Origin of the sequence: Sinomonas cyclohexanicum (genome assembly GCF_020886775.1) — a bacterium.
GTDB classification, from domain to species: domain Bacteria; phylum Actinomycetota; class Actinomycetes; order Actinomycetales; family Micrococcaceae; genus Sinomonas; species Sinomonas cyclohexanicum.
On record NZ_AP024525.1, the window covers coordinates 4,372,326 to 4,399,321 of the forward strand.

Below are 26,996 nucleotides of genomic sequence, written 5' to 3' on the forward strand. Positions count from 1 at the left end.
CCTACCGGACGGTAAACTTGCAGGACCGCTCGAGAAGAGGCATCAGTGCACGAGCACAGCACCCGGGCCCGGTCAGCGGCCCGTTGGCCGACCGGCCACATCGGATGGGTGTACCGCGGTATGCCGGAGTTCGAGGGACGGGTCGCGTCATTCCTGGCCGAGGGACACACCCGCCGAGAACGCCAGGTCTTCATCGCCGACGACCCGAGGGCCAGTCTCTGGCCGAAGTACCTCATGGCGCGAGGCAGCCTCATCGTCCTGAGCACCGCCGAGGTCTACGGCCCGGAACGGATTGCCGACGCCACCGCACAGCGGACCGCCTTCGAATCCTTCCTCGTGGAGGCGAGGGCCCTCGGGTACACCGGCCTTCGCGTGGCCGCGGACAACACCAGCCTCACCTCGGGCCCCGACCGACTGGGAGCATGGCTGCGCTGGGAACACGAGGCCGACCTCCTGATGCAGGCACACCCCATGACAGGGCTCTGCGCCTTCGACCAGACCAGAAGCGACCCCCTGACGCTGGAGGCGGTGTTGAGCGTGCATCGGACCCAGCACGCGACCGGCCCCCAGCCCGTGCAGGGTCCCCCCACAGCCCCCGCATAGCCTGACCACGTAGGTTTCTGGCGTGAACCGCCGAACCATCGTGATCAACAGCGCCCTCGGGGCCGCTGCCCTCCTGCTGAGCGGGGGGATCTGGGCGACGGTCGCCGCGACCGCCCGCCCCGCCAGTACCGTGAGCAGCCGCACGGTCGCCGTCTCGCGCACATCCCTCGAGGAGACGGCGACGGCGTCCGGGAACGTCTCCTCTGCCACGACCACGAGCGTGGGGGCCGGGAACTGCACCGGGGCCGTGACCGCGATCAAGGTGACGGTGGGGCAGGCCGTCAAGGCCGGGACCGAGCTCGTGGACCTCGACCCGACCAACGCCCAGAACGCCGTGGACGCCGCGCAGGCTCAGCTCGACTCGGCCAACGCGCAGGCCGGCCAGCAGGCCGCGAGCTCCGCGAACTCGGTGGCCCAGGCCCAGCAGCAGCTCACGAATGCCCAGCAGACGGCGTCCCTCGATGCCCAGCAGCAGGCCGCGACGGTGTCCGCGGCGCAGAAGCAGGTCGACGCCGACCAGGCCGCCCTCACCCAGGACCAGTCGGCAGCCGCGGCGGCTCCCTCGAGCACACAGGCCGCCTCGGCGGTCACGGCGGCGCAGTCACAGCTGGCCAAGGACCAGCAGGCCCTCGCGCAGGCGCAGAACCAGCAGGCCTCCTCGGCGCTGAAGGACCAGCAGCAGGTGTCCTCGGCGACCGTATCGCTCAACTCCGCCCAGAATTCCCAGGCCAACGCGGCCCCGAGCAACACGACGAGCGCGCAGATCGCGCTGCAGACGGCGCAGAAGAACCTCGCCGACTGCGTGGTCAAGGCCCCTGCGGACGGGACTGTCACCGCGGTGGGCGCCGTGGTGGGCGCCGGTGCGACGGGGGGCGGATCCTCGGCGTCGTCCGGATCCACCGGCGCCTCCGGCGGCAGCGGAGGATCCGGCGGGAGCGGCGCGGCGGCGTCGTCCGGCTCTGGCTCCTCGAGCTCGTCCGGCCTCGTGACGCTCACCGACACGGGCCACCTCCAGGTGGTCGCCGCGTTCTCGGAGTCCGACGTCGCGGCGATGAAGGCCGGCCAGGCGGCGACCCTCACCTTCCCCGCCATCAAGGCCGACGCCGGCGCCGCACCCGTGACGGGCACCGTCGCCTCGATCGCGGCGACCTCGACGACGACCAACGGCGTGGTCACCTACGCCGTGACGGTCTCGATCGCCAACCCGCCCGCCGCGGTGCGCCTCGGCGAGAGCGCCAACGTCTCGGTCACGACGGCGTCCGCAGACAACGCGCTCGTCGTGCCGACGCTCGCCATCACCACCGCGGGGACCCGGCAGACCGTGACCGTTCAGCGCAACGGCGCCGACGCGCCGGTGGCGATCACCACCGGCATCACCGCGAACGGGCGCACTCAGGTGCTCACGGGGCTGAACGCCGGGGACGAGATCGTCCTGCCGAGCGTCACCGGCAGCACGGACACGTCGACGCAGTCCACACGCGGCGGGTTCGGAGGAATCGGCGGCGGCAACGGCGGGTTCGGCGGGGGCACCGGCGGCACGCGAGGGGGCACGGGTGGCGGCAGCAACTCCGGCACCGGCAGGTAGTCCCGTGGGTTTCGGCTCAGTCCAACCCCCGGCGTTCGCGCAGCCCTCGCGGCGCAGGCCCGTGATCGGGCTGCACGGCGTACGCAAGGTCTACGGCCAGGGCGAGGCGGAGGTGCGCGCCCTCGACGGCGTGAGCCTGTCCATCCAGCCCGGCGAGTTCGTGGCGATCGTGGGCGCGTCCGGCTCGGGCAAGTCCACGATGATGAACATCATCGGCTGTCTCGATGCCCCCACATCGGGCACGTACCTCATGGACGGGATCGCCACCGGCGAGCTCGACGAGTTCCAGCTCGCCCAGATACGCAACCGCAAGATCGGGTTCGTGTTCCAGAGCTTCAACCTCATCCCCCGCACGCGCGCCGTGGACAACGTGGCCATGCCGCTCGCGTACCGCAAGGTGCACCGCCGCGAACGGCACGGCCTCGCGCTCGAGGCGCTCGACGCCGTCGGCCTCACCTCCCGTGCCGGGCACCTGCCGTCGCAGCTCTCCGGCGGGCAGCAGCAGCGTGTGGCAATCGCGCGGGCCCTCGTCGGCGAGCCCGTCCTCCTCCTCGCGGACGAGCCGACCGGCGCCCTCGACACGCGCTCCTCGCACGAGATCCTCGACCTGTTCGAGGCCCTCCACGCGCGCGGCCGGACCATCGTCATGATCACCCACGAGCCCGAGGTGGCCGCCCGCGCCCGGCGCGTGGTGCGGATGCAGGACGGGCGCATCATCGAGGACGGTGCCGCATGATCCTCGAGGCCGTCCGGTTCGCCCTGACCGGCATCTGGGCGAACAAGATGCGCTCCGTCCTCACGACCCTCGGAATCGTGATCGGCATCAGCGCCGTGATCACGCTCCTGGCCGTCGGCGCGGGCACGTCGAACATGATCAAGGACCAGATCGGCAAGCTCGGCACCAACGTGCTCACCGTGAACCGCTCGGTCGCCACCGGCGGGCGCACCACCGGGGGAAGCGCGACGGCGACCCGCACCCGCTCCACGTTCCTCACCGCGGCGGACCAGCAGTCATTGGACGATCCCGTGCTCGCGCCCGACGTGTCCACGAGCGCCCCGGTGGTGCAGGCGCAGTCCGTGACGGCGACGCTGGGCACCTCGACCCACTCGATCTCCTCGACCCTGGGCACGACGCCGCCGTACTTCGGCATCACGGCGTTCACCGCCGCCGCCGGCCGGGTGCTGGACGGCTCGGACGCGGGACAGCGCGTCGTCGTGCTCGGAAACAGCGTCGCCGCCGACCTCGCGCAGAACGTGTCCACCCTCGTGGGACAGACCGTGTCCCTGAACAGCCAGAACTTCACCGTGGTGGGCGTCCTCGCGCCCAAGGGAACGAGCGGTCTCAACGACCCGGACGACGTGGCGATGGTCCCCATCGACACCGCCGAGGGCACGTTCACCGGGTACACGCAGAGCCTGTCCTCGATCGCGGTGCAGGCCAAGAGCGCGGACGTCATGACCGAGGCGCAGAACGAGATCCAGCAGATCCTCGACGCCCGCCACCAGGTCACCGCGGACACGCGCGACTACCAGGTCCGCAACCAGGCCCAGGTCCTCTCGACGGCCACATCCACTACCCAGACGCTGACCATCCTGCTCAGCGCCGTGGCGGGGATCAGCCTCCTCGTGGGCGGGATCGGCGTCATGAACATCATGCTCGTGACCGTCACCGAGCGGACCCGCGAGATCGGCATCCGCAAGGCCATCGGGGCGAGCCGCGGGAACATCGTCCTGCAGTTCCTCGTCGAGTCCCTCATCATCTCGATCCTCGGCGGGGTCGCGGGCATCCTGATCGGGTTCGGCGCCTCGAGCTTCCAGCTCTTCGGCATCCAGCCCGAGGTGCAGTGGTGGACCGTGTGGCTGTCCGTGGCCGTGTCCGCCGGGATCGGCCTCGTGTTCGGCATCTACCCCGCCAACAAGGCCGCCAAGCTCCGCCCCATCGACGCCCTCCGCTACGAATAGAGCCACCCATGCGTGAGAACATCCCAGAATCCACCGCACCCACCGAGCGCGTCAGCGTGGCCCAGGCGACGGAGCCACTCGGGCAGGCGGAGCCGCTCGGGCAGGCCGGGCCGGCCGCAGTCCCCGCGGCGTCCGTGCCGTGGGGAAGCCCCGCGCCCTCCGCCCGGCCGCGGGCCTCGGGCGGGGCCTCGGGCCCGGCGCATGGACCGGCGGCGACCCAGACGCTGCCGCCCGTGCAGTCCGGCGAGTACCCAGATCGCGCGGGAGCGCATGCGCCCGAGGACTACGGCACGTACGCTCCCGGCGAGGAGCCGTTCGTCCCGGCCCCGCGCTGGAAGGCCGGGCGGCTCACCAAGGTGCTCGTGTGCGCGTGCCTTGTCCTCGCCGGGGGGCTCGGAGGCGCCGCGCTGCAGAAGGCCGTCGACTCCAGCTCCGTCTCCGGCCGCACCGGGCAGTTCCAGGTCGGGACGCAGAACGGCACCGGCACAGGCACTGGCGGTCAGACCGGCGGGTTCGGCGGACGCAACCGGGCCTCTCAGGCACCGAGCAGCGCGCCCACCACGGCGCCGTCGGCCGCACCCGCACCGTAGCGGCTCCGCAGCGGACGCCGCGGCGGGCTCGCCCCGCTACAGCCCGCCCGAGGGCGAGTAGACCGTGAGCGCGCCCGGTGCAACGCGCAGCTCCGCGCGCACGACGCCGGTGATCACCTCCCCGTCGACGGCCAGCACGAGCGGCTCGTCACAGGCCTCGAATGCGATCGAGCGGGCGACCCATTCCTGGGTCACCGGGCTGCGCTCCACCGTCCCGGTCGCGAGAGCGGCCAGGAGCCTGAGACGGGCGAAGCGCGGCCGGGCGCTGACGGCGCGGAGGTCGAGGGCGCCGTCGTCCACCACCGGCCGCTCGAGCGGGGCGAGGTCCCGCGGCCAGTAGCGGCCACGCCCGATGAACAGGGTCCAGACGTGGCGCCGTGTGCCGTCGATCGCGACGGTTGTGGGGCTCGCCAGCGCGAAGGTGCGCAGCGCGGCGAGGGCCCCCGCGCCGCGCTTGGGCAGCCATGGGAGCCGCCGCATGATGTGGTCCCGCCGGCGGACGAGGTTCGGATAGATGCCCACACTCGCGGTGTTGAGCATGACGGCCTCGGCCTCCTCGGGCGACTCGCGGCTGCCGCGCATCACCGCGACCCGGCCCAAGTCGCACCGGATGGCGTGTCCGGACGCGATGGCCTCGGCGACGGGCTCGGCGTCGAGCGCGTCAACGTCCCGGGCGAAGTGGTTGAAGGTGCCGCCCGCCAGGACCGCGAGCGGCAGGCCCTCGGCGGCGCACACCCCGGCCACGGCGCCGACCGTGCCGTCCCCGCCCCACACCCCGAGCGCACGGACGCCCTCGGTCGCCGCGAGGATGCGGGCGAGGTCGCCGACGTCGTCGCCCTCCGCGATCTCATGGATGGTGGCGCGAGAGAGCAGCGCCGCGACCTCCTGCGTGGGCTCGACCGAGTCCGGACCGCTCGCGGGATTCACGACGACGGCGAGGCCCTCGCCCTCGGGGAGGGGCGGCGCAGAGACGGGCGTGGCGCGGTGCGGCGGCGCCTCCTCGGCGCGGGTCCACCACGAACGCGTCGCGAGGGCGGCGCCCACCCCGCAGGCCGAGCCGAACACCACGTCGCTCGGCCAGTGCGCGCCGGTGTGGACCCGGGAGTACGCCACCGCGGCGGCGACGGGCGCGAGGGCGGCGCCGAGGGCCGGGCTCACGAGGCCCACCCCCGTGGCGAACGCCGCGGCCGAGGCGGAGTGGCCGCTCGGGAGCGAGGAGCTCGTGGGCTGGGGGTTGCGGAAGCGGTGGATCGGCAGGCTCTCGGGGAGGGGCCGGGCGCGCGGGAGGAGCCGCTTGGCGAGGAGGTTGACTCCAGCCGAGGCGAGCCCCACCGCGATGAGCCCGTGGGCGGCCGCCCGCCGCGGATTGCCCTTCTTCAGGGCTAGGACCATGGCGATCCCGATCCACAGCTTGGAGTGCGTCGCGGCCTGGGTGAGCCAGGAGAGACCGGGGTCCCATGGTCCGTGCGGCAGCCTCGCCACACGGGCGACGAGGGCCGTATCCATGCGCTGGACGGCATGGAATGGGAGGCCGGGTGGCCTAAGGCGGCGGATCCGCTGCGAGCTCGCCATGCGCCCCACGCTAGTCCCCCGCCCGGGCCGGCGCAGCCTCTTTGCGGGTCACGCCCGCCAGGGCGAGGGCCACGAGGATGGGCACGAGGATCACGAGGAGGGCGTGGCGCAGGCCAAGGTGGTCGCCGAGGAAGCCCAAGAACGGCGGCCCGGCGAGGAACGCGATGTATCCGATGGTGGAGACGACCGAGACGCGGGCGGCGGCCTTGCGCGGATCATCAGCGGCGGCGGACATGCCCATGGGGAACGCGAGCGCGGCCCCGAGCCCCCAGAACACGGCACCCACGGCCGAGAGCCAATAGGTGCCTGCCAGGGAATATGCCGTGAGGCCTATGGCTGCGGAGACCATGCTGATCCGCAGGGCAACCACGCGGCCCACCCTGTCGATCACCCGGCCGCCGAACCAGCGGGCCAAGGTCATGGCGCCGACGAACACCGCGAAGAGCCCGGCGCCGGCGGCCTCGCTCGAGCCGAGCCCGTCCACCACGCCCTTGGAGATCCAGTCGTTCCCCGCGCCCTCGGTCAAGGTGGCGCCGAGGACCACGACACCGATGAGCACCGTGCGCGGGTGGCGCCAGGCCTCGAGGGCGCCGGCCTTCGGCTCGGCCGCTGTGGCGGGCACCGCATCCTGCGGCGAACCTGCGCTCTGCGACCACGCCGCGTCCGGCGAGGGCTCGGCGTCCGGCGAGTGCGCGGCGTCGTGCGCGAGGAAGTAGCGCGGCACCACCACCATGATCGCCAGGACCACCACGATGATGCCGAAGAGGTGCAGCGGAAGGTCCACGCCCGCGGCGCTCAGCCCCGCGCCGACGAGGGCCCCGAGCACTGCGCCGCCGCTGAACGCGGCGTGGAACTGGGGCATGATCGTGCGGCCGAGGCGATGCTCGACGTCGGCCCCGCCGATGTTCTGTGCAACGTCCCACAGGGCGACTCCGGCGCCGAACACCACCATCCCCGCGGCGACCACCCACACCGAGTGAGCCAGGAGGCCCAGCGCAATGATCGCGCCCGCCGTCACCGCGAACGCGCCCCCCAAGCGCACCGCGGCCTTGAGGCCGATCCGGTCCACGACCGTACCCGTGAGAGGGAGCGCGATGAGCGAGCCGATGGCCCCCACGAGGAGCACACCGCCCATCTCACCTGTGGAGAGCCCAAGCGTCTGCGTCACGGCAGGGATGCGCGCGGCCCACGAGGCGAAGATGAAGCCGTTCGTGGCGAAGATGGCGAAGATCGCAAGCGCGGCGGTGCGGACCGAGCTGCTGGTGCCGGCGATGCGCGTGGTCATCCCCCTACTCAATCACGCATTCGGATCGCCCGTGAGAGCACACCGCCAATCGATGGACAAAGTCGCCTTGACGCGCCCGGGGTCCTGGCTGGGGTGCACCCACGCACCCCGCGCGCGGCGGCCTCGGAAATGGTGGGTTGGGCAGGGTGCGGAGGCCCCGCACCCTGCCCAACCCACCATTTGACGGCGGGCGGGCGGGCGCAGGCGGAGGCGCGGGTCCTCAGCCCGCCGCCTTCACGAGGAAGTTCTTCAGCAGCGGGCCCGAGACGGTCGCCCCGAGGCCGCCCTCGTCGAGGAAGACCGCCACGGCGAGGTCGCCGTGCGTGCCGATGATCCACGCATGGGTCTTGGGCGGGTTGTCCGAGCCGAACTCGGCCGTCCCCGTCTTCGCGCCGACCGGTGCGCCCGGAACGTCCGCGAGGAAGCCCGCGTGCCCGCTCGTCACGACGGCACGCATCATGTCCTGCAACACGGTTGCCTCGGCGGCGCTGAGCGGCGCACCGGGCTGGGCGCTGGAGCTCCCGGACGCGGACGGCGACGCGGCCGCCGAGGGCGAGCCGGCCGGCGTCGTGCTTTGAGCCGGCCCGTTGAGCACGAGCTGCGCCGAGACGGGCGAGCCCTTCGCAACCGAGCCCGCCATGACCGCCGCCGCGAGCGGCGAGAAGAGGACCTTGCCCTGGCCGATCATCGAGGCGGCGTGCTCGGTGCCCGTGGCGTCGCCGGGGACGGAGCCGAGGAAGGCGGGGGCACCGAGGCGGGGGGCGTCGACGGCCACGCCGAGGGACGTCGCCGCGGACTCGAGCTGGGACTGCGAGAGCTTGTCCCGCAGCGAGATGAACGCCGTGTTGCAGGAGTGCGCGTACGCGTCGCGGAGGGTGATGTCCCCGAGCGAGGACGACGGGTACCCGTCCGCATTCTTGAACGTGCGCCCGTCCACGGTGAGCGTCTCGGTGCACTGCACGTGCGTGTCCGCGGTGCCGCCCTGGCGCAGGAGCGCGAGCGAGTCGACGGTCTTGAAGATCGAGCCGGGCGCGTACTGGCCCAGCATCGCGGTGTTGTACCCGTTGCCGCCGGCCCCCGACGCGGCGGCCAGCACCGCGCCGTCGGACGGGCGGATCGCCACGATCGCCGAGGCCGGCTTGATGTCCGCAAGCTCGTCCTCGGCGAGCTGCTGGAGGCGCGAGTCGATGGTGGTCTGGAGCGGCGTGCCGGGAGAGGGCACCTTCTCGAAGAGCGTGCGGCGCGCGCCGGGGTCGGTCTTGAGCTTCTCCGCCGTGAGGTCCGCCGGCTGCGCGTAGACCGTGACGCCGTCCTGGCCGCGGAGCTGCGAGTCGTACTGGGCCTGGAGACCGCTCGCCCCGGTCGTGTCCCCCGCCTGGATCGCGCCCCCGGAGTTCTGGACCTGCTCCGCGGTGGCCTGCCCGACCACGCCCAGCACCGGCCGGGCGAACGTGCGCGTCGGAGCGAGCGGCATCGTGTCCTTGACGGTGATCGCGCCGGGGATGGCGGCGATCTGGTCATCGGTGGGGGTGCGGCCGGGCTCGTCGCGCAGCGTGATCGCCTCGACGAACGCCTTGTCCCCCGCCGCCGCGACCTGCTTCGCGTACTCCGCGGGGTCCGCCTGCACGAGCGCGGCGAGCTTCGCGGCCGAGTCCGCTTGCAGGTCCTTCACCACGATCGTCTTGTCGATCCCCACGTGAAGCACGGGCCGCGCCGTGACGAGCTTGGCGTCCCCGGCGCCGAGGATGTCCGCGCGAGGCGGGGCCTGGGTCGCCACCGTGAGGACCTCCGACTCGGCCAGCCGCGGCGCGAGCATCTCCGGCCGCCACTGCGTGAGCCAGCGGTCGCCGTCCCGGGCGAGCTGCGCCGTCGTCGTGTAGGTCCAGTCCTGCCCGGCGAGCTTCCAGTGGTAGCTGAGCACGACGGCGGCCCTGTCGCCGTCGACCTTCGGCTCACCGGCGGTGACGGCGGGCTTCACGTCGCCGAGGCCCTTGAGGGCGGCCTCGAGCTGGGTCTGGGCCGCGGCGGGCTCGTTGCCCTGCATCGGCACCCCGCCGACGTCGCGCGCGGCGAGGGCCAAGGCGAGCTGGCCGGCGGCCTGCTTCGCGGCGGCCTGGCGTCCGTCGTCGCAGGAGGTGAGCCCGGCGCCCATGAGGGCGGCAGCAAGGAGGAGGGAGACCACGCGGAGTGTTGCCACCCGACCAGCCTATGCGGCGGTTGCTCGGGGCTCCTTGTCACAGACTGCGCAACTCAGGGCCGTTTGGGGGCCACAGGGCTCCCCTGCGCGCCCGAGTTGTGCAGTTGTGAGCCCATTCCACGGCGTCACAGCCTGAGTTCGAGCAGCACGGTGTCCCGCCATGACCCCGCGAGCGGCCCGTGGCCCATGAGCGCGATCCGCTCGCGCCGGCCCACCTCGCGGAAGCCGAACTTGCGGTGCAGTGCCAGACTCGGGACGTTCTCGGGGAACACCGTGGCCTGGACCGTCCACATCCCGCGGGCACGGCACTCGTCGAGGAGGGCCCGCATGAGAAGGCTCCCGACGCCGCGGCCGCCCGCCGCCGGGTCCACGTAGAGCGAGTGCTCGACGACGCCGCGGTACACCTCCCGCGCAGACACGCGGCCCGCACCGGCCCAGCCGACGACGCGCGCTGCCTCGGCGGAGGTGTTCTCGCGTCCTTCCTCGGCCACGAGCACGAACTCCTTGCGCGCGGAGAACTCCTCCCAAGTGGCCGGAGGCGCCGACTCGAACGTCGCGTCGCCGGGCTCGATCCCGGCCGCGTAGATGTCGCGGATGCGAGGCCAGTCTGCGGCGGTGGCAGGGCGCGTGGTCAGGGCCGGCCTGACCTCAGCCGCTTGGGGATCCATGCGCCGATGCTACGCGCCCCACCCGCATGCCGCAGTCCTGTCCGGGACTCCGCCTACCGCGCGCGGTCCACGCGCCCCTCGTCCCACACGGGCTCGGACGCCTCTCGGACCGTGCCGTCGGAGCCGAACACGAGGAACCGGTCGAAGGACTTGGCGAACCACCGGTCGTGGGTCACTGCGAGGACGGTCCCCTCGAAGGCGTCGATCGCCCGCTCGAGCGCCTCGCCCGAGTGCAGGTCGAGGTTGTCCGTCGGCTCGTCGAGGAGAAGGAGCGTGGCGCCGGAGAGCTGGAGCAGGAGGATCTGGAAGCGGGCCTGCTGGCCACCCGAGAGGGACTCGTACTTCTGCTCCGACTGCCCCGCGAGCCCGTACCCGTCCAGCGCGCCGGCCGCCGCCTCGCGGGCCAGACCGGAGCGGTGCTCGTCGCCGCGGTGCAGGATCTCAAGGAGCGTCCGACCGGCGAGGTCCGCCCGGGAGTGGGTCTGGGCGAAATACCCTGGCCGGATCCTGGCACCGAGCTTGACAGTCCCCTCGTGCGGGACCGGCGCGATCACGACGTCGGAGACTGGCAGGTGCTCGCGCTCCGGGTCGGTGCCGCCGAGCGCGAGGAGCCGGAGGAAGTGGCTCTTCCCCGATCCGTTGGACCCGAGGACGGCGACGCGGTCGCCAAACCAGATCTCGGCGTCGAACGGCTTCATGAGCCCCGTGAGCTCGAGCCTCTCGGCCACGACGGCGCGCTTGCCCGTCCGCCCTCCCCGCAGCCGCATCTTGACGTTCTGCTCGACAGGGAGCGCCTCGGGCGGCCCGGCGACGAGGAACTTCTCGAGCCGGGTTTGGGCGGCGTGGTACCGGTTCGCCATGTCGGACCGGAACGCGGCCTTCGTCTTGTACATGGTCACGAGTTCCTTGAGCTTCGCGTGCTCCTCGTCCCAGCGCTTGCGCAGCTCCTCGAACCGCGCGTTGCGCTCGGCCCGCGCTTCGACGTAGGAGGCGAATCCGCCGCCATGGACCCACGCTCCCGCGCCGTTGATGCCGGGCTCGAGCGTGACGATGCGCTCGGCGGCGTTGTTGAGGAGCTCGCGGTCGTGGCTGATGAAGAACACCGTCTTGCGGGAGGCGTTGAGGGTGTCCTCAAGCCAGCGCTTGCCCGGCACGTCGAGGTAGTTGTCCGGCTCGTCGAGAAGCAGGAGGTCGTCGGGGCCGGCGAACAGCGCCTCGAGCACCAGGCGCTTCTGCTCGCCGCCCGAGAGGGACGACGCCGCCCGGTGCTGTGCGCGCTCGAACGGCACCCCGAGCGCGGCCATCGTGACCTCGTCCCACACTGTCTCCCACTCGTACCCGCCGGCGTCGCCCCACTCGGCGATGGCGTGGGCGTAGGCCATCTGGGTGGCCTCGCCGTCGTCCTCCATCATGGCCAGCTCGGCGGCGTCGAGCGCGCGGCCGGCGGCAGCGACATCACGCGGCGCGGCACCCAAGAGGAGGTCCCGCACCGTCGACTCGTCCCGGACATGGCCGATGAACTGCCGCATCACGCCCATCGAACCAGAGCGGCCGACAACGCCCTCATCCGGGGTGAGGTCGCCGGCGATGATCTTGAACAGCGTCGTCTTGCCGGTGCCGTTGGGGCCGATGAGGGCCGTCTTGGAACCCTCGGGGACCTTGAACGTGACGCCGTTCAGGAGCGGGGTGCCGTCGGAGAGGACGTAGTCGATGCCGGAGAGGTCGAGGTGGGCCACTCATCAAGGGTAGTGGCTGCCCCGGCGGCCACCCGTGTGCGCACGCTACATCCGCCGCTTCGTCTTCGCCGTCGCCACCGCGGTCCACGGGTCCTCGGGCCACGGGTGCTTGGGGTAGCGCCCGCGCATTTCGGCCCGCACCTGCGCGTACGGCCCCGACCAGAACGATGCGAGGTCGTCCGTCACCGCCAGTGGCCGCCCCGCCGGTGAGAGCAGGTGGAACAGCACCGGCACACGCCCGTCCACGAGCCGCGGCGTCTCGGCCCAGCCGAAGCACTCCTGGAGCTTGACCGCCACAACCGGCCGCTCGTGCGCCCCGTGCGAAGCGGCCGGGTACTCGATCCGCACCCGCGACCCGCTCGGCACCTCGAGCCGCTCGGGGGCGAGCTCGTCGAACCGCGACGCCTCGGGCCACGGCAGCAGCCGGCGCAGCGGCTCTGCGAGGTCGACGCCGCGCACCGAAGCACCCCCGGCGAGTGCGTCGACCTCCGGCGCGAGCCAGTCGTCGAGCCGCGCCAGCAGCACGGACTCCGACACGTCGGGCCACGGATCGCCGATCTCCCGACGCACCAAGGCAAGCCGCCGCCGCAGCCCGTCCGCCGCCTCGGACCATCCGATGACTCCGAGCCCCTCCGCGTTGAGCGCGCGCACGACGGAGGGGTGCCCCTCCTCGCGCGTCGGCCGCACGGGCGTCGATTCGAGCAGGATCGCGCCGAGCCGCCGCTCGCGCCGCGCGGCGACACGGCCGCCCTCGAACCGTGCCTCGACCCGGTCGGCGAGCAGGTGCCCCGCGGCGAGCTCCGCGACCTCCTGGCTGATCGGGGCGGCCGCGCGCACGACAGCGCCCGTCCCCGCCGCGTCCCTGCCCGCGGCCCGCGCGGCGTCGGCGATCGCGAGCCATTCGTGCCCCGCGAGGGTGCTGCCGGCAGGGAGGCCGGCGCGGGTGCCGGAGGCCAGCAGGTACTGCTCGCGGTCGCCGGGGACGCGGCGGGCCACGAAGCGCGGGAACGCAAGCGCGACGACGGCCCCCACTCCCGCTGAGGGGTCATGTCCCAGCGTTGACGGGTCATGTCCCCGCGAGGACCCGGTCGGAGCGTCTCTGGCGATCCGCTCGAACCGCCGGACGTCCTCGGCCCACGCCCGCGCCTGCGGATCCCGACCGGAACGGAGAGTCCCGAGGAGCCGGCTCAAATCCGCCCCCGCGGGGCGCAGGTCCCGCGCCACCATCGCCACGGCCTCAGCGGCCGCCCTCGGCCCCACGAGCCCAGACCCCTCAAGCAGTGCACGGCCGAGCCGCGGATCGGCCGGGATGCGCGCGAGGGTGCGTCCGAGCGGAGTCGCGTGGCCGGCGTCGTCCACGGCACCGATCGCCGAGAGCACCGCCACCGCATCGGCGAGCGCGGCAGCGGGCGGCGCGTCCGGCAGCGCGAGCCCGGCCCCGCCGGGCGCACCCCAGCACGCGAGCACGAGGGCTGCCTCGGCCAAGTCCGCAGAGGCGATCTCGGGTGTCGAGTGCGCGGGCGCGGCGGCGAAGGCGCGCTCGTCGTAGCACCGCACCACGCGGCCCGGTCCCTGCCGGGCGGCGCGCCCTGCCCGCTGCTCCGCCGATGCCCGCGAGCACGAGACCGTCACGAGCCCCGACATCCCCCGAGACGCGTCCCGCCGCGGCTCCCGCGCGAGCCCCGAGTCGACCACGAGCCGCACCCCCGGCACCGTGAGGGAGGACTCGGCCAGCGCCGTCGAGACCACGATTCGCGGCCCGTCCCCGGCCCCGCGCCCAGACACGGCACGGTCCTGCTCGGCCGCTGGCGCCTGCCCGTGCAGCTCGAGGACGTCGATCCGGTCCCGGCCGCCCCCAGCCCGCGACCGCAGCCGTTCGGCCACGTGCCGCACCTCCCGGACCCCGGGCACGAACACGAGCGCGTCCACGTCCCGCCCCGCAGCGTGCTCGCCGACGAACTCGGCTGTGTACTCGGCCAGGGCCACGTCCGCGACATAATCGAGGAACCCGCGGGTCACCCCGCGCTCGTCGAGCCTCGGAGCGGACGACGGCGCCCACCGCACCGCGAGCGGGTGGAGCGCGGACGGGCAGTCGACCACTGGCACAGGGCCGTCGTCGCCGCCGAGCAATGCGGCGAACCGCGGGGCGTCCAGCGTGGCGGACATGGCCACGAGCGTGAGGTCGCCACGGAGCTGCCGGACCTCCGCGAGCATGCCGATGAGCAGGTCGGTCTCGAGTCCGCGCTCGTGGACCTCGTCAAGGACCACGGCGGAGACACCATCCAGGCCCGGAGCGGCGAGGAGCCGGCGCACGAGGATCCCGGGAGTCACGAACTCGACCACCAAGGCTGCACCGGCTTGCCGCTCGCCGCGGACCGTGTAGCCGACCCGGTTGCCCAACGCGGTCCTGTCCAGCGCGGCGAGCCTCTTGGCGCCGGCCCGGACCGCGACCCGCCGCGGCTGGGTGACGACGACCCGCGGCGGGGCGGCGCCGTCGTGCGCACTCCGCCCACTCGGCTCCACCGAGGAAAGGGCGAGGTTCGCCACGAGCGGCGGCACGAGCGTCGTCTTGCCTGTCCCGGGTGGCGCCTGCACCACCGCTGCGGCGCCGGGATCAGCCAAGGCCGCCGAGAGCTCCCCGAGCGACCCAGCGAACGGCAACCCAGCCCCGATGCGGTCGAGGTCGAAGGGCTGCACGGCCGGACGGAGTCTCACCGGTCCATTCTGCCGCGCCCCGGCGTACCGTTATGCTCAAGTACACCGTCGGAATGCGCTTACCGGCTGAGTGAAGCCCCGTTTGCCAGTCCAGTCTGAGCAGAATCGCCCTCGACCCGCGCCGGGCACGCCACAGATCAGGCACACACACCGCAAGAGCCGAGAAGCGCCGGTGATCGTGGTCATTGCCGCAGTGCGGCGCCCCCCTACTCCCGGATGATGCGCCGCCGCCGGGCCTCGGCGATCGCGGCCGTTCTGTTGTCCACGCCGAGCTTGGCGTAGATGTGCACGAGGTGCGTCTTGACGGTGGCCTCCGAGATGAACAGCGTCCTGGCGAGCTGCCGGTTCGTCGCCCCGCCGGCGAGCAGCTCAAGCAGCTCGAGCTCGCGGTCTGAGAGTGCGTCCTCGCCGCGCGTCCGCTCGATCCGCGCCTCCACCCCGGGCGCGAGCACCCGAGACCCGGCTGCCGCGCCGAGCACGGCCCGCCGGATGTCCTCGGGCGGCGCGTCCTTGAGCATGTACCCGGCGGCGCCCGCGTCGAGGGCGGCGCGGATGTCCGCGTCCGTGTCGTAGGTGGTGAGGATGAGGACGGGCGGGGCACCATCCAGCGCGCGGATGCGACAGGTCGCGGTGACGCCGTCCATGCCGGCCATCTGGAGGTCCATGAGCACCACGTCGATGGCCTCGCCGAGCGTGCGGGCCTTCTCGAGCTCGGCGAGGGCGGCTGTGCCGTCGGACGCCTCGGCAGCGACCTCGACGCCCTCGAAGTCCGTGAGCATGGCGCGCAGTCCCGCGCGCACCACGGGGTGGTCGTCCACGAGCAGTACGCGGATCATGGCGTTCCTCCTGCAGCCAGCCTGACAGCCACGACGGTGCCCTCCCCGGGCGCCGACTCGACCGCGAGCGTCCCGCCGATCCCCTCGACGCGCTCCCGCAGCCCGCGCAGCCCGAACCCGGTCCCGTCCGCGCGCTGCTCCTCGGGCACCGCGGCCGGATCGAATCCGGTGCCGTCGTCGAACACGTCGAGGGTCACCTCGCCGTCGAGGTACGCCAGACTCACGACGGCGGTACTCGCCTTCGCGTGCGCCCACACGTTCGCAAGGGCCACCTGGGCGGCGCGCAGGAGCGTCTCCTCCGCGGCGGCCGCGACGAGGCGTGGCTCGCCGTCGAGCTCGAAGCGGCACGCGAGGCCGGCGCCTCGGGCCGTGGACTCTGCGGCGGTCCGCTCGCACAGGGCGCGAAGGGCGTCGGGGAGGCGCTCGCGCCGTGCGGTGCGGGCGCTGGGAGGAGTCGACGCCTGCGCCTCCGCCTCGCTGTGCTCGCCCACGGCCCCGAGCGCCGGCGAGGACAGTCCCCGCACGAAGGCCCGCGCCTCCGCGAGCGAGTCCGCGGCCGTCGTCTGGACGATCCCGAGCCGCTCACGCGCGGCGGGCGCGTCACCGTCGTCGAGCGCCTTGGCCACGGAGCGGCCCACGAGCACGATCGACGAGAACCCCTGCGCGAGCGTGTCATGGATCTCGCGGGCCAGACGCTCACGCTCCGCGAGTACGCCGGCCCGGTGCTGGGTCTCGGCGAGCTCGGCGCGGGTGCGGCGCAGCTCGTCGGCGGCGGCGCGCTGGGTCTCCGCCTCGCCGTAGAGGGCGCGGTACGCGGCGGCGGTCACCACCGCGAACGCGGCCCCGAACAGCGGCCCGAGCAGCATGGCCGGTGCGAGGGGCCCGCCCCCGCTGTGCCGCCAGAGGGCGAGGACCACGATCGCGGCCGTGACCACCACCGCCCCGACGCCCCACCACCGCGGCAGCAGGTGCATCTGGAGGAAGAACAGCGCGAACGCGACCCACGCGAACTCCCCGCTGAGTGCCACGAGCGCGAGCCACAGCCCGCACACCACCCCGAGCCACGGCAGCGCGTACCGGGCGGGGTCGGGCGCCGCCGATCCCTGCGCGTGGCGCTTTTCGAGCACGGTCCCCGTCAGGTACACCGCGGCCAGGACCGTCGCGAGGACAAGCACGACGCCGGCCTGGGCGCCGGCACTCCGGCCCCCCTCCGGCGTCGTCCCCGGCACAGTCAGGGAGGTCACGAGCGCGCGGACGGTCCCGACGAGCAGGAGCGCGGCGAACCCGACGTGGAGGGCCACACGAAGCCAGCGCAGGATCTGCTCGGTGCTCGTCGCCGCCCCTCCGTCCGCCGCCGTCGGTTCGGCTGCTGGGCCTGTGTGGGGACTCATCATGTTGGATGCTCGGCAGTCGACGAGGAGCCGCGAGGAGAGAACCGCGCCCCCAGCCGAGCCCGCAGCGTGCCCCACGTGAGGGCGTCGGGCGCGCCGTCGAAGGCACCGCCCTGGGGGTCGTCCTGCCGGCTGCGGCGGATCGGGTCGCCCGAGGGTTCGTAGATGTCCACGATGATCCGCACGCACAGGTACACGACCGCCCCCATGTGGGCCAGGACGGCACCGACGTAATAGGGCGAGTCGATGTTGTTCGTCGCGGGTCCGCCGCTGGTCGAGGCCCCGAGGTACATCCACACGGCCCACCAGTGCAGAGCCTCGACGGCCATCCAGATGAGGAAGTCCCGCCACCGCGGCCGAGCAAGGGCCAGCAGCGGGATGAGCCACACGACGTACTGCGGCGAGTAGACCTTGTTGGTGAGGATGAGCGCGGCGACCGCGAGGAACGCGAGTTGGGCGAGACGCGGGCGGCGGGGCGCGTGCAGGGCCACGAAGGCGATCCCGAGGCACGCGACCACGAACGCGACAGCCGCGATCGCGTTGACCTCGGGAGTTTCGAGGGCCGGCAGCCTCAGGCGCCCGGCGATGAGGTTCCACGCATAGTAGACGGAGGAGAACCCGGCTGCGCGGTCCCGGGTGAACTCGAGGAAGTATGCCCAGCCGCGCGGGTCGAGCAGCATGAACGGCAAGTTCACGGCGAACCACGTGACGGCGGCGCCGCCCGCGGTGAGCCACAGCGGCCGGTACCGGCCCGTGCGGACCGCAAGGAGCAGGATCGCCCCGAGCACGAGGATCGGGTACAGCTTGGTGGCCACGCCGAGCCCGATCAGCACGCCCGCCCACACAGGCTTGTTCCGTGCGAACAGCCAGATCCCCACGGCGAGGAGGGCCACGGTCCACAGGTCCCAGTTGATGAACCCGGCCAGGATCGCGCCGGGTGCGATCGCGAGCATCGCGGCGTCCCAGGGGCGGCGCCGGTTGGACCGCGCCGTCGCGATGACCGCGACGAGCCACATGACCGCCAGCAGCACGGCGTTGAGGTCGAAGTACCCGAGGATCCGGGCTGGCCCGGCCCCGGTGCCGGGCACGAACAGGGCGGTGATCCCCGCGATCAGGCTCGTGAGCACCGGATACTCGAACGGGTGGCCCTGACTGAGGAAGGGCATGATCCCGTCGGCGAGGCCGCGCTCTGAGAACAGGCTCGGGAAATCGGAGTAGCAGGTCGAGTAGAACTGCTGGGGAGTGCTCCAGCCGTACGTGCGGCAGTAGCCCTTGAGCGCCACGCCGGCCACGGCCGCAAGGGCCGTGAGGACGATGAGGACGCGCTCGGGTGTCCAGAACCCGCTGCGCACGAGGCCCGGCGCGGCGTGGTCGCCGAGCGGCCCGCCGATCGACTCGGAGAGGGTGTGCAGGAGGGGGTCGTTGCGGGTGGGCGAGATGACCGCCTGCCGTGCTTCCGGCTTCTCGTCGTGGCGCAGCACCATGCCCCGAGCCTACCGGCTTGGCGCCTGCCCGCCCGGGCGGACGGGCAGGCGCTCAGTTCCGCGGCCGGCGATCAGGACGTGACGCCGAAGCCGGCCAGGAAGTCCTGCGACGCGGCGATGTCGACGCGCTGGTAGCCGCCCACACCCCGGCAGACCTCGGTCATGCCGTAGCTCGTGACGCCCACGATCACGCCGTCGAGGAACACCGGGCCGCCCGAATCGCCGAAGCACGTGGCGCCCGTTCCCTGGGGCGTGTTGACGTTGCCGTGTGTCTGGAACACCTGCGTGTCCAGCTTCTGGAAGCGCATGTCGACGCTACGGCGAATGAGCGGGTAGCTCATGGGCGTGGGCTTCTGCGCGCCCACGTCAGCCTTGCGTACCTCGGTCCCGTAGCCCACGGCGGTCACCGTCAACTTGGCCAGATCGCCGGGACGGACCGTGTCAAGCAGTCCGGCGCCGGCGATGGGGTACACAGGCAGCACGGTCACCGGCTCGTCGAGGACCACGACGCCGAGGTCATTCCAGTTCTTCAGGTCCGTGAAGTTGGAGTAGTCGGGGTGGGTGTGGGCGGTGCCGGACGTGAAGCCCGCAGCGGCCAGCTCGTCCCCGGTGTAGCCCGCGCTGGGATTGCCGGCGACAGGCAGCGGGGACGGCCCCTTCTCGGCGATCACGGAATCGAAGTCCACGAGCACCTTGCCAAGCACTCCATCGGTGCAGTGTGCGGCGGTGAGGAGCACGGTAGGCGAGACGAGAGCCGCCGAGCAGCGGTACCTGCCCGTCGCATCGTAGAACGCGATCATCGCGACCCCCGGGTGGGCGTCGCCGTCGGGGGTACCGCCGGTGCTCGCCTGTGCGGGGGCCGCGATGAAGGCCAGGCTGAAGACTGTTGCGAAGGCCGCCAGGAGGGCGGCGAGTTTCCTGCGCATGGATTCTCCTTCCCGTACACGGGTGCAGTGCACGTGAAGGAGATTCTTCACGAATCACACCTCGCTGAGAAGAGGCTGCACAGAATCTGCAAGCCAACCGAAAGTTTCCAGCGGGCCGGCTGTCACAGGATCGGCCGGGACAGGCCGAGTTCGCGCTGCACGGCGTCGCGATGGGCGTCGATGCGAGCCCCGTCGATGCTGAACCCGATCGTGCTGCGCAGGATGCGGCGGATGCGCTGGGCCATGGTGGTCACCTCCTTGCGGGATGTCGGGGTCGCGGTGGTGGAGTGAGCGGACGACGGCGGACTGGTCGCCTCGGTCGCCGCGCTCGGGGTGGGCTGGGGTTGGATCAGGGTCTGGCGCGAGGACACGGGAGTCTCCTGGTCAGCGGGCAGCGCGGCGTGGCGCGGCCGATAGGCGTATGGTCGGTCGACCGAGGAAGGGCATGCGTCATTGCCGAAAGGGATCCGGCAATCGAAATGCGCCGCAACAGACAACAAAGACGGCGCAATGACAATGTGCAGCGACAGGGAAATGCGCGCACATGATGACGCAGAATTGACCAGGGAATAACTTGCCTAGGAAAGGCAAGGATTCCGCAGGACGTGCCGCCGGCGCGAGGGGACGCTCAAAGGGCGCTGGCCCCAGGCGGGCGGGGTGGCATACGGGCGGTTCAACGGGTCAACGTCGCAACGATCGGCCAGACGGCTCCAGGACATGGAGTCCTGAGACCGTGCGGGCGCGGGTCGTCGCGGAGACTTCCTTCCGAGGAACTCAGGCGCCCATGGCGCCAAAGACCGGCAGGAGGCCCCGGTGACCGCCCATCAGAAACGCGGTCCAACCACGGTTGAGAACCTTGGTGATCGTCATCGGTCCAGCCTCCTTCTGTCATCCGGTCTGGTGATCTGCCCCCTGAGGGGCCGATCGGTGAGCTTTCATAAGTCCTCAAGGACTCATGAATAAAGGTAGCCCAACGTCCTGATAAACCGCAAGCGTAAGATCAGCATTCTTTGAAGGAATCTTCAGGGAATTGTTGAAGCGGGCAGTCAGAGCCCCCACGCCTCGATCGCGGGCGTCTTCTTGTCCCATCCGAGTCGGCACACCTCGGCGGTCCCGAGCACAAAATGGCGTCCCATGTCCGCGGGGAGGCCCATCCAGCGGGCAGCCAGGATGCGGCAGAAGTGGCCGTGGGCCACGACCAGAGCGTTCTCCACGCCGGCCGTGCGCACCCGCTCGACGATCCGGTCGGCACGCTCCCCCACGTGGTCGAGCGCCTCGCCGTTCGGCACTCCGTCCTTCCAGATGAGGTAGTCCGGGTTCTCCCGGCGGACGTCGGCGGACCGGACGCCCTCGTAGTCGCCGTAGTCCCACTCGACGGCATTGGGCTCCGGCTGCGCCTCGGGGTATCCCGCGAGCTCGGCGGTCCGGCGGGCCCGCTGCAGCGGCGAGGTCAGCACGAGGCCGAAGTCGACGCCGTAGAGCGTCTTGCCGGCCGTCCTAGCCTGCTCCTCGCCGACAGGAGTCAGGGGAAGGTCCGTCAGGCCGGTGTACTGGCCGCTCTTCGACCACTCCGTCTCGCCGTGCCGCAGGAGCCAGAGCCGCGTGAGCCCGAAGTCCTCCATGCCGGGAAGGCCCATGCCGTTCATCTAGTGCCCCTCGCTCTCGACGGCGCCGCTCTCGGGCGTGCTGCCCTCCGGCTGCTCCGCCCACCATTGAAGCAGTCGCTCGCGCGCCGTGTCGTGGGGCAGCGGGCCGTTCTCCATCCGCTCATTGAGCAGGAACTGGTAGGCCCGCCCCACGAGCGGCCCCGGCCGGATGCCCAGGATGTCCATGATCTGGGCGCCGTCCAGGTCTGGACGGATCGCGGCCAGCTCCTCACGCTCGGCGAGCTCGGCGATGCGTTGTTCGAGGTCGTCGTAGGCGAAGGAGAGGCGGTCCGCCTTGCGCTGGTTGCGGGTCGTGACGTCCGAGCGCGTGAGCCGGTGCAGCCTTTCCAGGAGGGGCCCGGCATCCGTCACGTAGCGGCGAACGGCAGAGTCGGTCCAGCCCGCGTCTCCGTACCCATAGAACCGCATGTGCAGCTCGACGAGCCGCGCCACCGCCTTGATCGTGTCGTTGTCGAAGCGCAGCGCCTTCATGCGTTTCTTGACGATCTTCGCGCCGACCACGTCATGGTGGCGAAAGGAGACCCCGCCGCCAGGTTCGAACCGGCGCGTTGCCGGCTTGCCGGCGTCGTGCATCAGCGCCGCGAACCGCAGCACGAAATCGGGGCCGGGCACCGGCCCGTCCGGGCCCGTCTCGAGGCCGATGGCCTGCTCGAGGACCGTGAGCGAGTGCTGGTAGACGTCCTTGTGGCGGTGGTGCTCGTCCGCCTCGAGGCGGAGCGCGGGGATCTCGGGGATCACCCGCTCGGCGAGGCCCGTCTCGACGAGCAGGTCGATCCCTGCCCGCGGCGCCGCACCGTTGACGAGCTTCACGAGCTCGTCCCGCACGCGCTCGGCGGAGATGATCTCAATCCGATCGGCCATGTCCGTCATGGCCTTCTTGACCTCCGGCGCCACGCCGACTCCGAGCTGGGACGCGAACCGCGCCGCCCGCATCATCCGCAGCGGGTCGTCCGAGAAGGACAGCTCGGGGGCGCCCGGGGTGCGCAGGAGGCGGGCATGGAGGTCGGTGAGGCCGCCGAATGGATCCACGAGTTCGAGATCGGGCAGGCGCAGTGCCATGGCATTCATGCTGAAGTCCCGGCGCTCGAGATCCGCCACGAGATCCGTGCCGAACGCGACCGCGGGCTTGCGGGAGTCGGGGTCGTACGCCTCGGCGCGGTATGTCGTGACCTCGATCTGGTGGCCGCCCTTGCGCAGGCCGATCGTGCCGTACTCCCGCCCGATGTCCCAGTGTGCGTCCGCCCAGCCCTTGATCACCGAGATGGTCTCGTCGGGGCTCGCGTCCGTGGTGAAGTCCAGATCCGGCGAGGTGCGGCCCAGGAAGAGGTCGCGCACCGGCCCGCCGACGAGGGAGAGCTCGAAGCCCGCGCCGGCAAACCGCCGTCCGAGTTCGAGGACCACGGGGTCCACCGCGAATCGCGCTTCCTGCACTGCCGTCTTGTCTGCTCCCATAGTCCTTAAAGCTTGGCAGATCCCGGCGCGGGCCCGTTCCACCCCCAGAGGTGCCGTCCGGGGCGGGGGCTCTTTCGTTAGAGTGGTCTGCATGGTCATCCCGTTGCCGAGCGATCCTCAGAAGAGGAGGAGTGCGCCCCTGCCGTCGGCCGTCGGGCCGCACATCGCCCCGGCCGGTCATGCCTACCCCTCGTCGCTGCCCACCGTGGAGGAGGTCTCGGCCGGCGGCGTCGTCGTCGACACCTCGGATCTGAACCTGCCGGTGGCGATCATCGCGCGCCTCAACCGCGGGGGACGCCTCGAGTGGTGCCTGCCCAAGGGCCACCCGGAGGGCCGCGAATCGAACGAGCGCGCCGCCGTGCGGGAGATCAACGAGGAGACGGGCATCATGGGCGAGATCCTCGCCCCGCTCGGCAGCATCGACTACTGGTTCACGGTCACGGGCCATCGGGTCCACAAGACGGTGCACCATTACCTCCTGCGCGCCACGGGCGGGCACCTGACCATCGAGAACGACCCGGACCACGAGGCGATCGACGTCGCGTGGGTCCCCATCTCCGAGCTCGCCCGTCGCCTCTCCTTCCCGAACGAGCGCCGCATCGCGGACCTGGCCCGCGAGGTGCTGCCCGAGCACCTGCTCGCGTGAGGTAGCCGTGGCCACGCCCAAGTCCGCACCGGTCTCCGAGGCCCGCTCGAGCGCGATCATGGCGGCAGGCACCCTCGTCTCGAGGGCGCTCGGCTTCATCCGCTCCTGGATGCTGATCCTCGCCCTGGGCCTGGGCTCGACCGTCGCGGACACGTTCGTCAACGCGAACAACCTGCCGAACCTGATCTTCCTGCTCGTGGCCGGCGGCGTGTTCAACTCGGTCCTCGTCCCGCAGATCATCAAGGCGAGCAAGGCCGCGGACGGGGGCGCCGACTACATCAGCCGCCTCCTGACCCTCGGCGTGCTCGTGATGCTTGTGCTGACGGCCGCCGTGACCGTGGCCGCGCCATGGGTCATGAGACTGACCACCTCCGGATACAGCCCCCCGCAGCTCGAACTCGCCACGGTGTTCGCGTACTGGTGCCTGCCCCAGATCTTCTTCTACGGCCTCTACGCGCTCCTGACGCAGGTGCTCAATGCGCACGGGGCATTCGGTCCGGCCATGTGGGCTCCAATCGTGAACAACATCGTGGCGATCGCCGGCCTGGGCATGTTCGTGTGGATCTTCGGGGCGAACCGGGCCAACCCGCACAGCCTCGACAACTGGACCGGCGCCCACACGTTCTTCATCGCCGCGATGTCCACGATCGGCGTCGTGATCCAGACGGCGCTCCTCTTCATCCCCGTCATGCGGCTGCGGCTCGGACTGGCGCCGCGATTCGGCTGGCGCGGGGTGGGACTCGGTGCGGCCGCGCGGCTGGGCATCTGGACGCTCGCGACCACCGCCGTGGGGCAGCTGACGTTCCTCTATGTCATGAAGATCGCGTCCCAGCCGGGCGCCGAGCGCGAGCGGCTCCAAGAGGCCGGCAACCCGCTGTGGCAGCAGGTTCCCGGCAATACCGTGCTCGAGATCGCCTCGCAGCTCTACCTGCTGCCGCACTCGATCATCGCGCTCTCCCTCGCCACGGTCCTCTTCAACCGGATGACCGAGGCCTCCCAGGCCGGGGACCGCTCCGGCGTCCGAGAGGCGCTTTCGCACGGCCTCCGGACGATGGCCGTCGCGACGGTCTTCGCCGCGCTCGCGCTGTTCGCGCTGGCCGCGCCGCTGGGCATGTTCTTTTCCGGAGGGCGCGCCTCGGACGGCGTCATGCTCGCCCAGACCCTGAGCATCCTCGCGCTCAGCACGCCCTTCATGAGCGCGAACTTCATGATGGCCCGCGTCTTCTACGCCAACGAGGACGCCCGCACCCCGTTCAAGATCCAGCTGTGGCTCGCGATCCTCAACGTGGTCGGCGCGTTCGCGATCCAGTTCCTGGCGGCGCGCTACATCATCTTCGCGATCGCCGGCCTGTACACGGTGGGCAACATCCTCTCGGTCTTCCTCAGCAGCCACTACCTCCGCCGCCTGCTAGGTCACCTCGACGGTGCGCACGTGGCCCGCTCGTACATCCGCATGGGGTACGCAGCGACGGGCTCCGCCGTGGTGGGGGCCGCCGCCGTCGGGCTCCTCGGCGGGTACAGCCCGAGCGGGTTCATCTGGAGCTCCAACTTCGCGGCCCTCGGCGCGATCATGATCATCGCCGTGCCCATGCTGATCGTGTACTTCGTGCTTCTGCGCGTCTTCCGCGTCACCGAGCTGCGCGATCTCCTCGCGCCGATCCTGGGGCGCCTCGGCGGGCGGCTCGGCGGAGGCGCGGCCGCGCCGTCGTCCGCGGGCGCCTCCACCGCCCCCACGCACGACGGCGCCGGTGCCGCCGCCTCCCGTTCGGAGCCCGCCGAGGCCCCCATCACCGCCGCGATCACGATCTCCGACGACACGGGCATCATCCCCCGCATCTCGGGCCAGTTCGACCCGGTCATGTACCGCGCGCGCCCCTCGGCCCCGCCCGCCGAACGGCTCCCGGGACGGCGGTCCTTCCAGGGCCCTCCGGGCCAGAATCCGCATTTCCCCGAAGACTGAGAACGGGCATGCCCCGCGACTTGACAGCCCCGTCCGCTAGGATCACTACCAGCACAAGGCGCGGCCATGGGTCGTGCCCGCGCGAACGACCAGGAGGTTTTCCGTGTCCCAGTCCATCGACGTCGGCACCGTGATCGGGGGACGGTACAAGGTCACGTCCTCGATCGTGACGTCCCAGGGGGGCGATCTCGTCCTCGACGGCGTGGACCAGGTCCTGAATCGGCCCGTGAGCATCCTCGTTGCCGGGCGAGCCAACGCCGACCAGCTCGCGCAGAGCGCCCGAGAAGTCGCCATGGGCGAGCGGCACGGCTCAGTCCAGGTCTTGGACCTCGGCATCAGCCATGGATCGACGTACCTCATCACGAACCACACCTCTCCCGCCGATCTGTTGGACCTGATCGTGCCGCAGGAAAGCCCCTACGTGGAGCCGTTCTTCACCGACACCCTCGGCAGCGAACTGTTCGGCGAGTCTCGCTCACACGAGCCGGAAACCTACGACGGCACTGTCGACCCCGGCCGCCCGGGCGAGTACATCCGGTACGACGAACACGAGGAACCCTCACCCCGTGAGCCGGTTCAGGGTGGCCCGACCCAAGGATTCCCCCAAGCCCGCCCCGCCCAGGCCGGGCCAACCCAAGCGGCTCCGACCCAAGCCCGGCCTGCGCAGAACGCACCTGGCCGTGTCACGGGCACAGCGGCCGGGGCGGCCGCAGCCGGGGCCGCCGCGATTCCGCCACCGCCCGCCGCGCCGCCGCGTTCGTCCCCGGGTTCGGCCGGCCCAGGTGCCGCTGGCCCTGGTCAGGTGGGGCCGGCGGCAACGGGTCCCGCCTCTGCAGGTGCTGGGGCAGCCCGAGTCACGCCGTGGCCCGCCTCACAGACCAGCCAGGCCGCGGGCCCGGCGCCCACCGCGGCTTCCCCCGTCCAGCAGAGTCAGCCCGCGGCGTCTTCACGCGAACACTGGCCGTCGCATCGCCCTGCAGCAGTCATGCCCGAGGCGGCGCGGCCCAAGCCGTCGTCGTCATCCGGGTACACCGACTACGAAGACGAGGAGTCGACGCGCCCGCGGTCCATGCCGTGGTTGGTCGGTGGGGTACTCGCGGTGGTCCTGATCGCCGCGCTCATCTTCGCCTTCACCACCCTCGGGGGGCTGTTCCAGCCCCAGCAGACGGGCACAGCGAACGGAACGCACCAGCCAACCGGGCAGTCACAGACATCGCCGAGCTCTGAAGCGAGCAACGCGCAGACCACTCCGCCGCCGGCTCCCACCGCACCGCCCGTCATCGACTCGGTGACCCGTCTGAACCCTGACGAGCTCACCTTCGCCAATTCCTTCGACAGCAAATTGCCGCTCACATTTGATGGCAATCCCGCCACGTTCTGGTCGGGAATGGAGTTCGCACGGGAGGATTGGGGCGGATTCACCAAGAGCGTCGTCCTCGCCGTCAAGCTCAAAGACCCTGCACAGGTCAAGCAGGTGACCCTCATCCAGTCGGGCGGCTCAGGCGGCAACTTCAGCATCTACACGAACAACCAGCCGAGCCTGACTGGCGCGGCGCTTGCGGGCACCTCGTCGTTCACAGGTCCTCAGGTGATGGTTCCGGTCAGCGCATCACCGACCGCCCAGTATGTGCTGATCCAGATCAACTCGCTTCCCCGGCTCTCAGCGCCGCAGACGCAGTATCCGTTCGGACTGCGGCTCGCGGAGATCAAGGTGGAATAGG

At 71.7% G+C, this 26,996-nt stretch carries 21 protein-coding genes; 8 read left to right on the top strand and 13 right to left on the bottom strand.

Going from position 1 to position 26,996, the window contains the following annotated elements; all coding sequences use genetic code 11:
- Positions 1-45 precede the first annotated feature (45 nt).
- The 5 genes from SCMU_RS20515 to SCMU_RS20535 are packed head-to-tail and all read left to right on the top strand — an operon-like array spanning position 46 to position 4,740.
- The gene (locus SCMU_RS20515; RefSeq protein ID WP_229230912.1) at positions 46-603 is read left to right on the top strand and encodes an MEDS domain-containing protein; all 558 of its coding nucleotides are present in this window, start codon (positions 46-48) and stop codon (positions 601-603) included.
- A 22-nt stretch (positions 604-625) separates the two neighbouring features.
- On the top strand, positions 626-2,188 hold the full coding sequence (locus tag SCMU_RS20520) for an efflux RND transporter periplasmic adaptor subunit (protein ID WP_229230913.1): 1,563 nt from the start codon (positions 626-628) through the stop codon (positions 2,186-2,188).
- Between the two features lie 4 nt (positions 2,189-2,192).
- Positions 2,193-2,924: an ABC transporter ATP-binding protein gene (locus tag SCMU_RS20525; RefSeq protein WP_274602903.1), complete on the top strand. Its 732-nt coding sequence runs from the start codon at positions 2,193-2,195 to the stop codon at positions 2,922-2,924.
- Positions 2,921-4,150: an ABC transporter permease gene (locus SCMU_RS20530; RefSeq protein ID WP_229230914.1), complete on the top strand. Its 1,230-nt coding sequence runs from the start codon at positions 2,921-2,923 to the stop codon at positions 4,148-4,150. Before SCMU_RS20525 ends, SCMU_RS20530 begins: the two co-directional genes overlap by 4 nt.
- Before the next feature lie 8 nt (positions 4,151-4,158).
- Positions 4,159-4,740 carry a hypothetical protein gene (locus SCMU_RS20535; RefSeq protein WP_229230915.1) on the top strand — a complete coding sequence of 194 codons (582 nt, stop codon included), beginning with the start codon at positions 4,159-4,161 and terminating at the stop codon, positions 4,738-4,740.
- A gap of 36 nt (positions 4,741-4,776) precedes the next feature.
- Here the strand turns inward: SCMU_RS20535 and SCMU_RS20540 are convergent, their stop codons facing one another.
- The 13 genes from SCMU_RS20540 to SCMU_RS20600 form a co-directional block, all read right to left on the bottom strand.
- Positions 4,777-6,312 carry a bifunctional phosphatase PAP2/diacylglycerol kinase family protein gene (locus SCMU_RS20540; RefSeq protein WP_229230916.1) on the bottom strand — a complete coding sequence of 512 codons (1,536 nt, stop codon included), beginning with the start codon at positions 6,310-6,312 and terminating at the stop codon, positions 4,777-4,779.
- Between the two features lie 10 nt (positions 6,313-6,322).
- Positions 6,323-7,597: an MFS transporter gene (locus SCMU_RS20545; protein WP_229230917.1), complete on the bottom strand. Its 1,275-nt coding sequence runs from the start codon at positions 7,595-7,597 to the stop codon at positions 6,323-6,325.
- A 220-nt stretch (positions 7,598-7,817) separates the two neighbouring features.
- The gene (locus SCMU_RS20550) at positions 7,818-9,749 is read right to left on the bottom strand and encodes a penicillin-binding transpeptidase domain-containing protein (protein WP_443020356.1); all 1,932 of its coding nucleotides are present in this window, start codon (positions 9,747-9,749) and stop codon (positions 7,818-7,820) included.
- A 170-nt stretch (positions 9,750-9,919) separates the two neighbouring features.
- Positions 9,920-10,462, bottom strand: a complete 543-nt coding sequence (locus tag SCMU_RS20555; protein ID WP_229230919.1) for a GNAT family N-acetyltransferase — start codon at positions 10,460-10,462, stop codon at positions 9,920-9,922.
- 53 nt (positions 10,463-10,515) lie between these two features.
- Positions 10,516-12,198: an ABC-F family ATP-binding cassette domain-containing protein gene (locus SCMU_RS20560; RefSeq protein WP_229230920.1), complete on the bottom strand. Its 1,683-nt coding sequence runs from the start codon at positions 12,196-12,198 to the stop codon at positions 10,516-10,518.
- Positions 12,199-12,243: 45 nt separating this feature from the next.
- On the bottom strand, positions 12,244-14,913 hold the full coding sequence (hrpB, locus tag SCMU_RS20565; protein ID WP_229230921.1) for an ATP-dependent helicase HrpB: 2,670 nt from the start codon (positions 14,911-14,913) through the stop codon (positions 12,244-12,246).
- Between the two features lie 206 nt (positions 14,914-15,119).
- Entirely contained in the window at positions 15,120-15,749 is a 630-nt protein-coding gene (locus SCMU_RS20570) for a response regulator transcription factor (RefSeq protein ID WP_229230922.1), read from the bottom strand.
- Positions 15,746-17,140: a sensor histidine kinase gene (locus tag SCMU_RS20575; RefSeq protein WP_229230923.1), complete on the bottom strand. Its 1,395-nt coding sequence runs from the start codon at positions 17,138-17,140 to the stop codon at positions 15,746-15,748. The genes SCMU_RS20570 and SCMU_RS20575 overlap by 4 nt, the downstream gene beginning before the upstream one ends.
- Positions 17,140-18,624, bottom strand: coding sequence for a glycosyltransferase family 87 protein (locus tag SCMU_RS20580; protein ID WP_229230924.1), 1,485 nt, complete (start codon positions 18,622-18,624; stop codon positions 17,140-17,142). Before SCMU_RS20580 ends, SCMU_RS20575 begins: the two co-directional genes overlap by 1 nt.
- 71 nt (positions 18,625-18,695) lie before the next feature.
- Entirely contained in the window at positions 18,696-19,550 is an 855-nt protein-coding gene (locus tag SCMU_RS20585) for a S1 family peptidase (RefSeq protein ID WP_229230925.1), read from the bottom strand.
- A 122-nt stretch (positions 19,551-19,672) separates the two neighbouring features.
- Positions 19,673-19,921, bottom strand: a complete 249-nt coding sequence (locus SCMU_RS20590; protein WP_229230926.1) for a hypothetical protein — start codon at positions 19,919-19,921, stop codon at positions 19,673-19,675.
- A gap of 675 nt (positions 19,922-20,596) precedes the next feature.
- Positions 20,597-21,196, bottom strand: a complete 600-nt coding sequence (locus tag SCMU_RS20595; protein ID WP_229230927.1) for a histidine phosphatase family protein — start codon at positions 21,194-21,196, stop codon at positions 20,597-20,599.
- Positions 21,197-22,669, bottom strand: coding sequence for a CCA tRNA nucleotidyltransferase (locus SCMU_RS20600; RefSeq protein ID WP_229230928.1), 1,473 nt, complete (start codon positions 22,667-22,669; stop codon positions 21,197-21,199).
- A 139-nt stretch (positions 22,670-22,808) separates the two neighbouring features.
- Between SCMU_RS20600 and SCMU_RS20605 the strand changes: the two genes are divergently transcribed.
- From SCMU_RS20605 to SCMU_RS20615, 3 genes are all read left to right on the top strand, one after another.
- Positions 22,809-23,315, top strand: a complete 507-nt coding sequence (locus tag SCMU_RS20605) for an NUDIX hydrolase (RefSeq protein WP_443020357.1) — start codon at positions 22,809-22,811, stop codon at positions 23,313-23,315.
- A gap of 7 nt (positions 23,316-23,322) precedes the next feature.
- Entirely contained in the window at positions 23,323-25,275 is a 1,953-nt protein-coding gene (gene murJ / locus SCMU_RS20610) for a murein biosynthesis integral membrane protein MurJ (RefSeq protein WP_229230930.1), read from the top strand.
- Positions 25,276-25,378: 103 nt separating this feature from the next.
- Positions 25,379-26,995, top strand: coding sequence for a hypothetical protein (locus tag SCMU_RS20615; RefSeq protein ID WP_229230931.1), 1,617 nt, complete (start codon positions 25,379-25,381; stop codon positions 26,993-26,995).
- Position 26,996 lies beyond the last annotated feature (1 nt).

Bases quoted from the DNA above. Each gene is read 5' to 3' on its own strand.
- SCMU_RS20580 (WP_229230924.1), bottom strand. From the start codon at position 18,624: ATGGTGCTGCGCCACGACGAGAAGCCGGAAGCACGGCAGGCGGTCATC.
- SCMU_RS20575 (WP_229230923.1), bottom strand. From the start codon at position 17,140: ATGAGTCCCCACACAGGCCCAGCAGCCGAACCGACGGCGGCGGACGGA.
- SCMU_RS20535 (WP_229230915.1), top strand. From the start codon at position 4,159: ATGCGTGAGAACATCCCAGAATCCACCGCACCCACCGAGCGCGTCAGC.
- SCMU_RS20555 (WP_229230919.1), bottom strand. From the start codon at position 10,462: ATGGATCCCCAAGCGGCTGAGGTCAGGCCGGCCCTGACCACGCGCCCT.
- SCMU_RS20545 (WP_229230917.1), bottom strand. From the start codon at position 7,597: ATGACCACGCGCATCGCCGGCACCAGCAGCTCGGTCCGCACCGCCGCG.
- SCMU_RS20530 (WP_229230914.1), top strand. From the start codon at position 2,921: ATGATCCTCGAGGCCGTCCGGTTCGCCCTGACCGGCATCTGGGCGAAC.
- SCMU_RS20585 (WP_229230925.1), bottom strand. From the start codon at position 19,550: ATGCGCAGGAAACTCGCCGCCCTCCTGGCGGCCTTCGCAACAGTCTTC.
- SCMU_RS20550 (WP_443020356.1), bottom strand. From the start codon at position 9,749: ATGGGCGCCGGGCTCACCTCCTGCGACGACGGACGCCAGGCCGCCGCG.
- SCMU_RS20600 (WP_229230928.1), bottom strand. From the start codon at position 22,669: ATGGGAGCAGACAAGACGGCAGTGCAGGAAGCGCGATTCGCGGTGGAC.
- SCMU_RS20570 (WP_229230922.1), bottom strand. From the start codon at position 15,749: ATGATCCGCGTACTGCTCGTGGACGACCACCCCGTGGTGCGCGCGGGA.
- SCMU_RS20540 (WP_229230916.1), bottom strand. From the start codon at position 6,312: ATGGCGAGCTCGCAGCGGATCCGCCGCCTTAGGCCACCCGGCCTCCCA.
- SCMU_RS20595 (WP_229230927.1), bottom strand. From the start codon at position 21,196: ATGAACGGCATGGGCCTTCCCGGCATGGAGGACTTCGGGCTCACGCGG.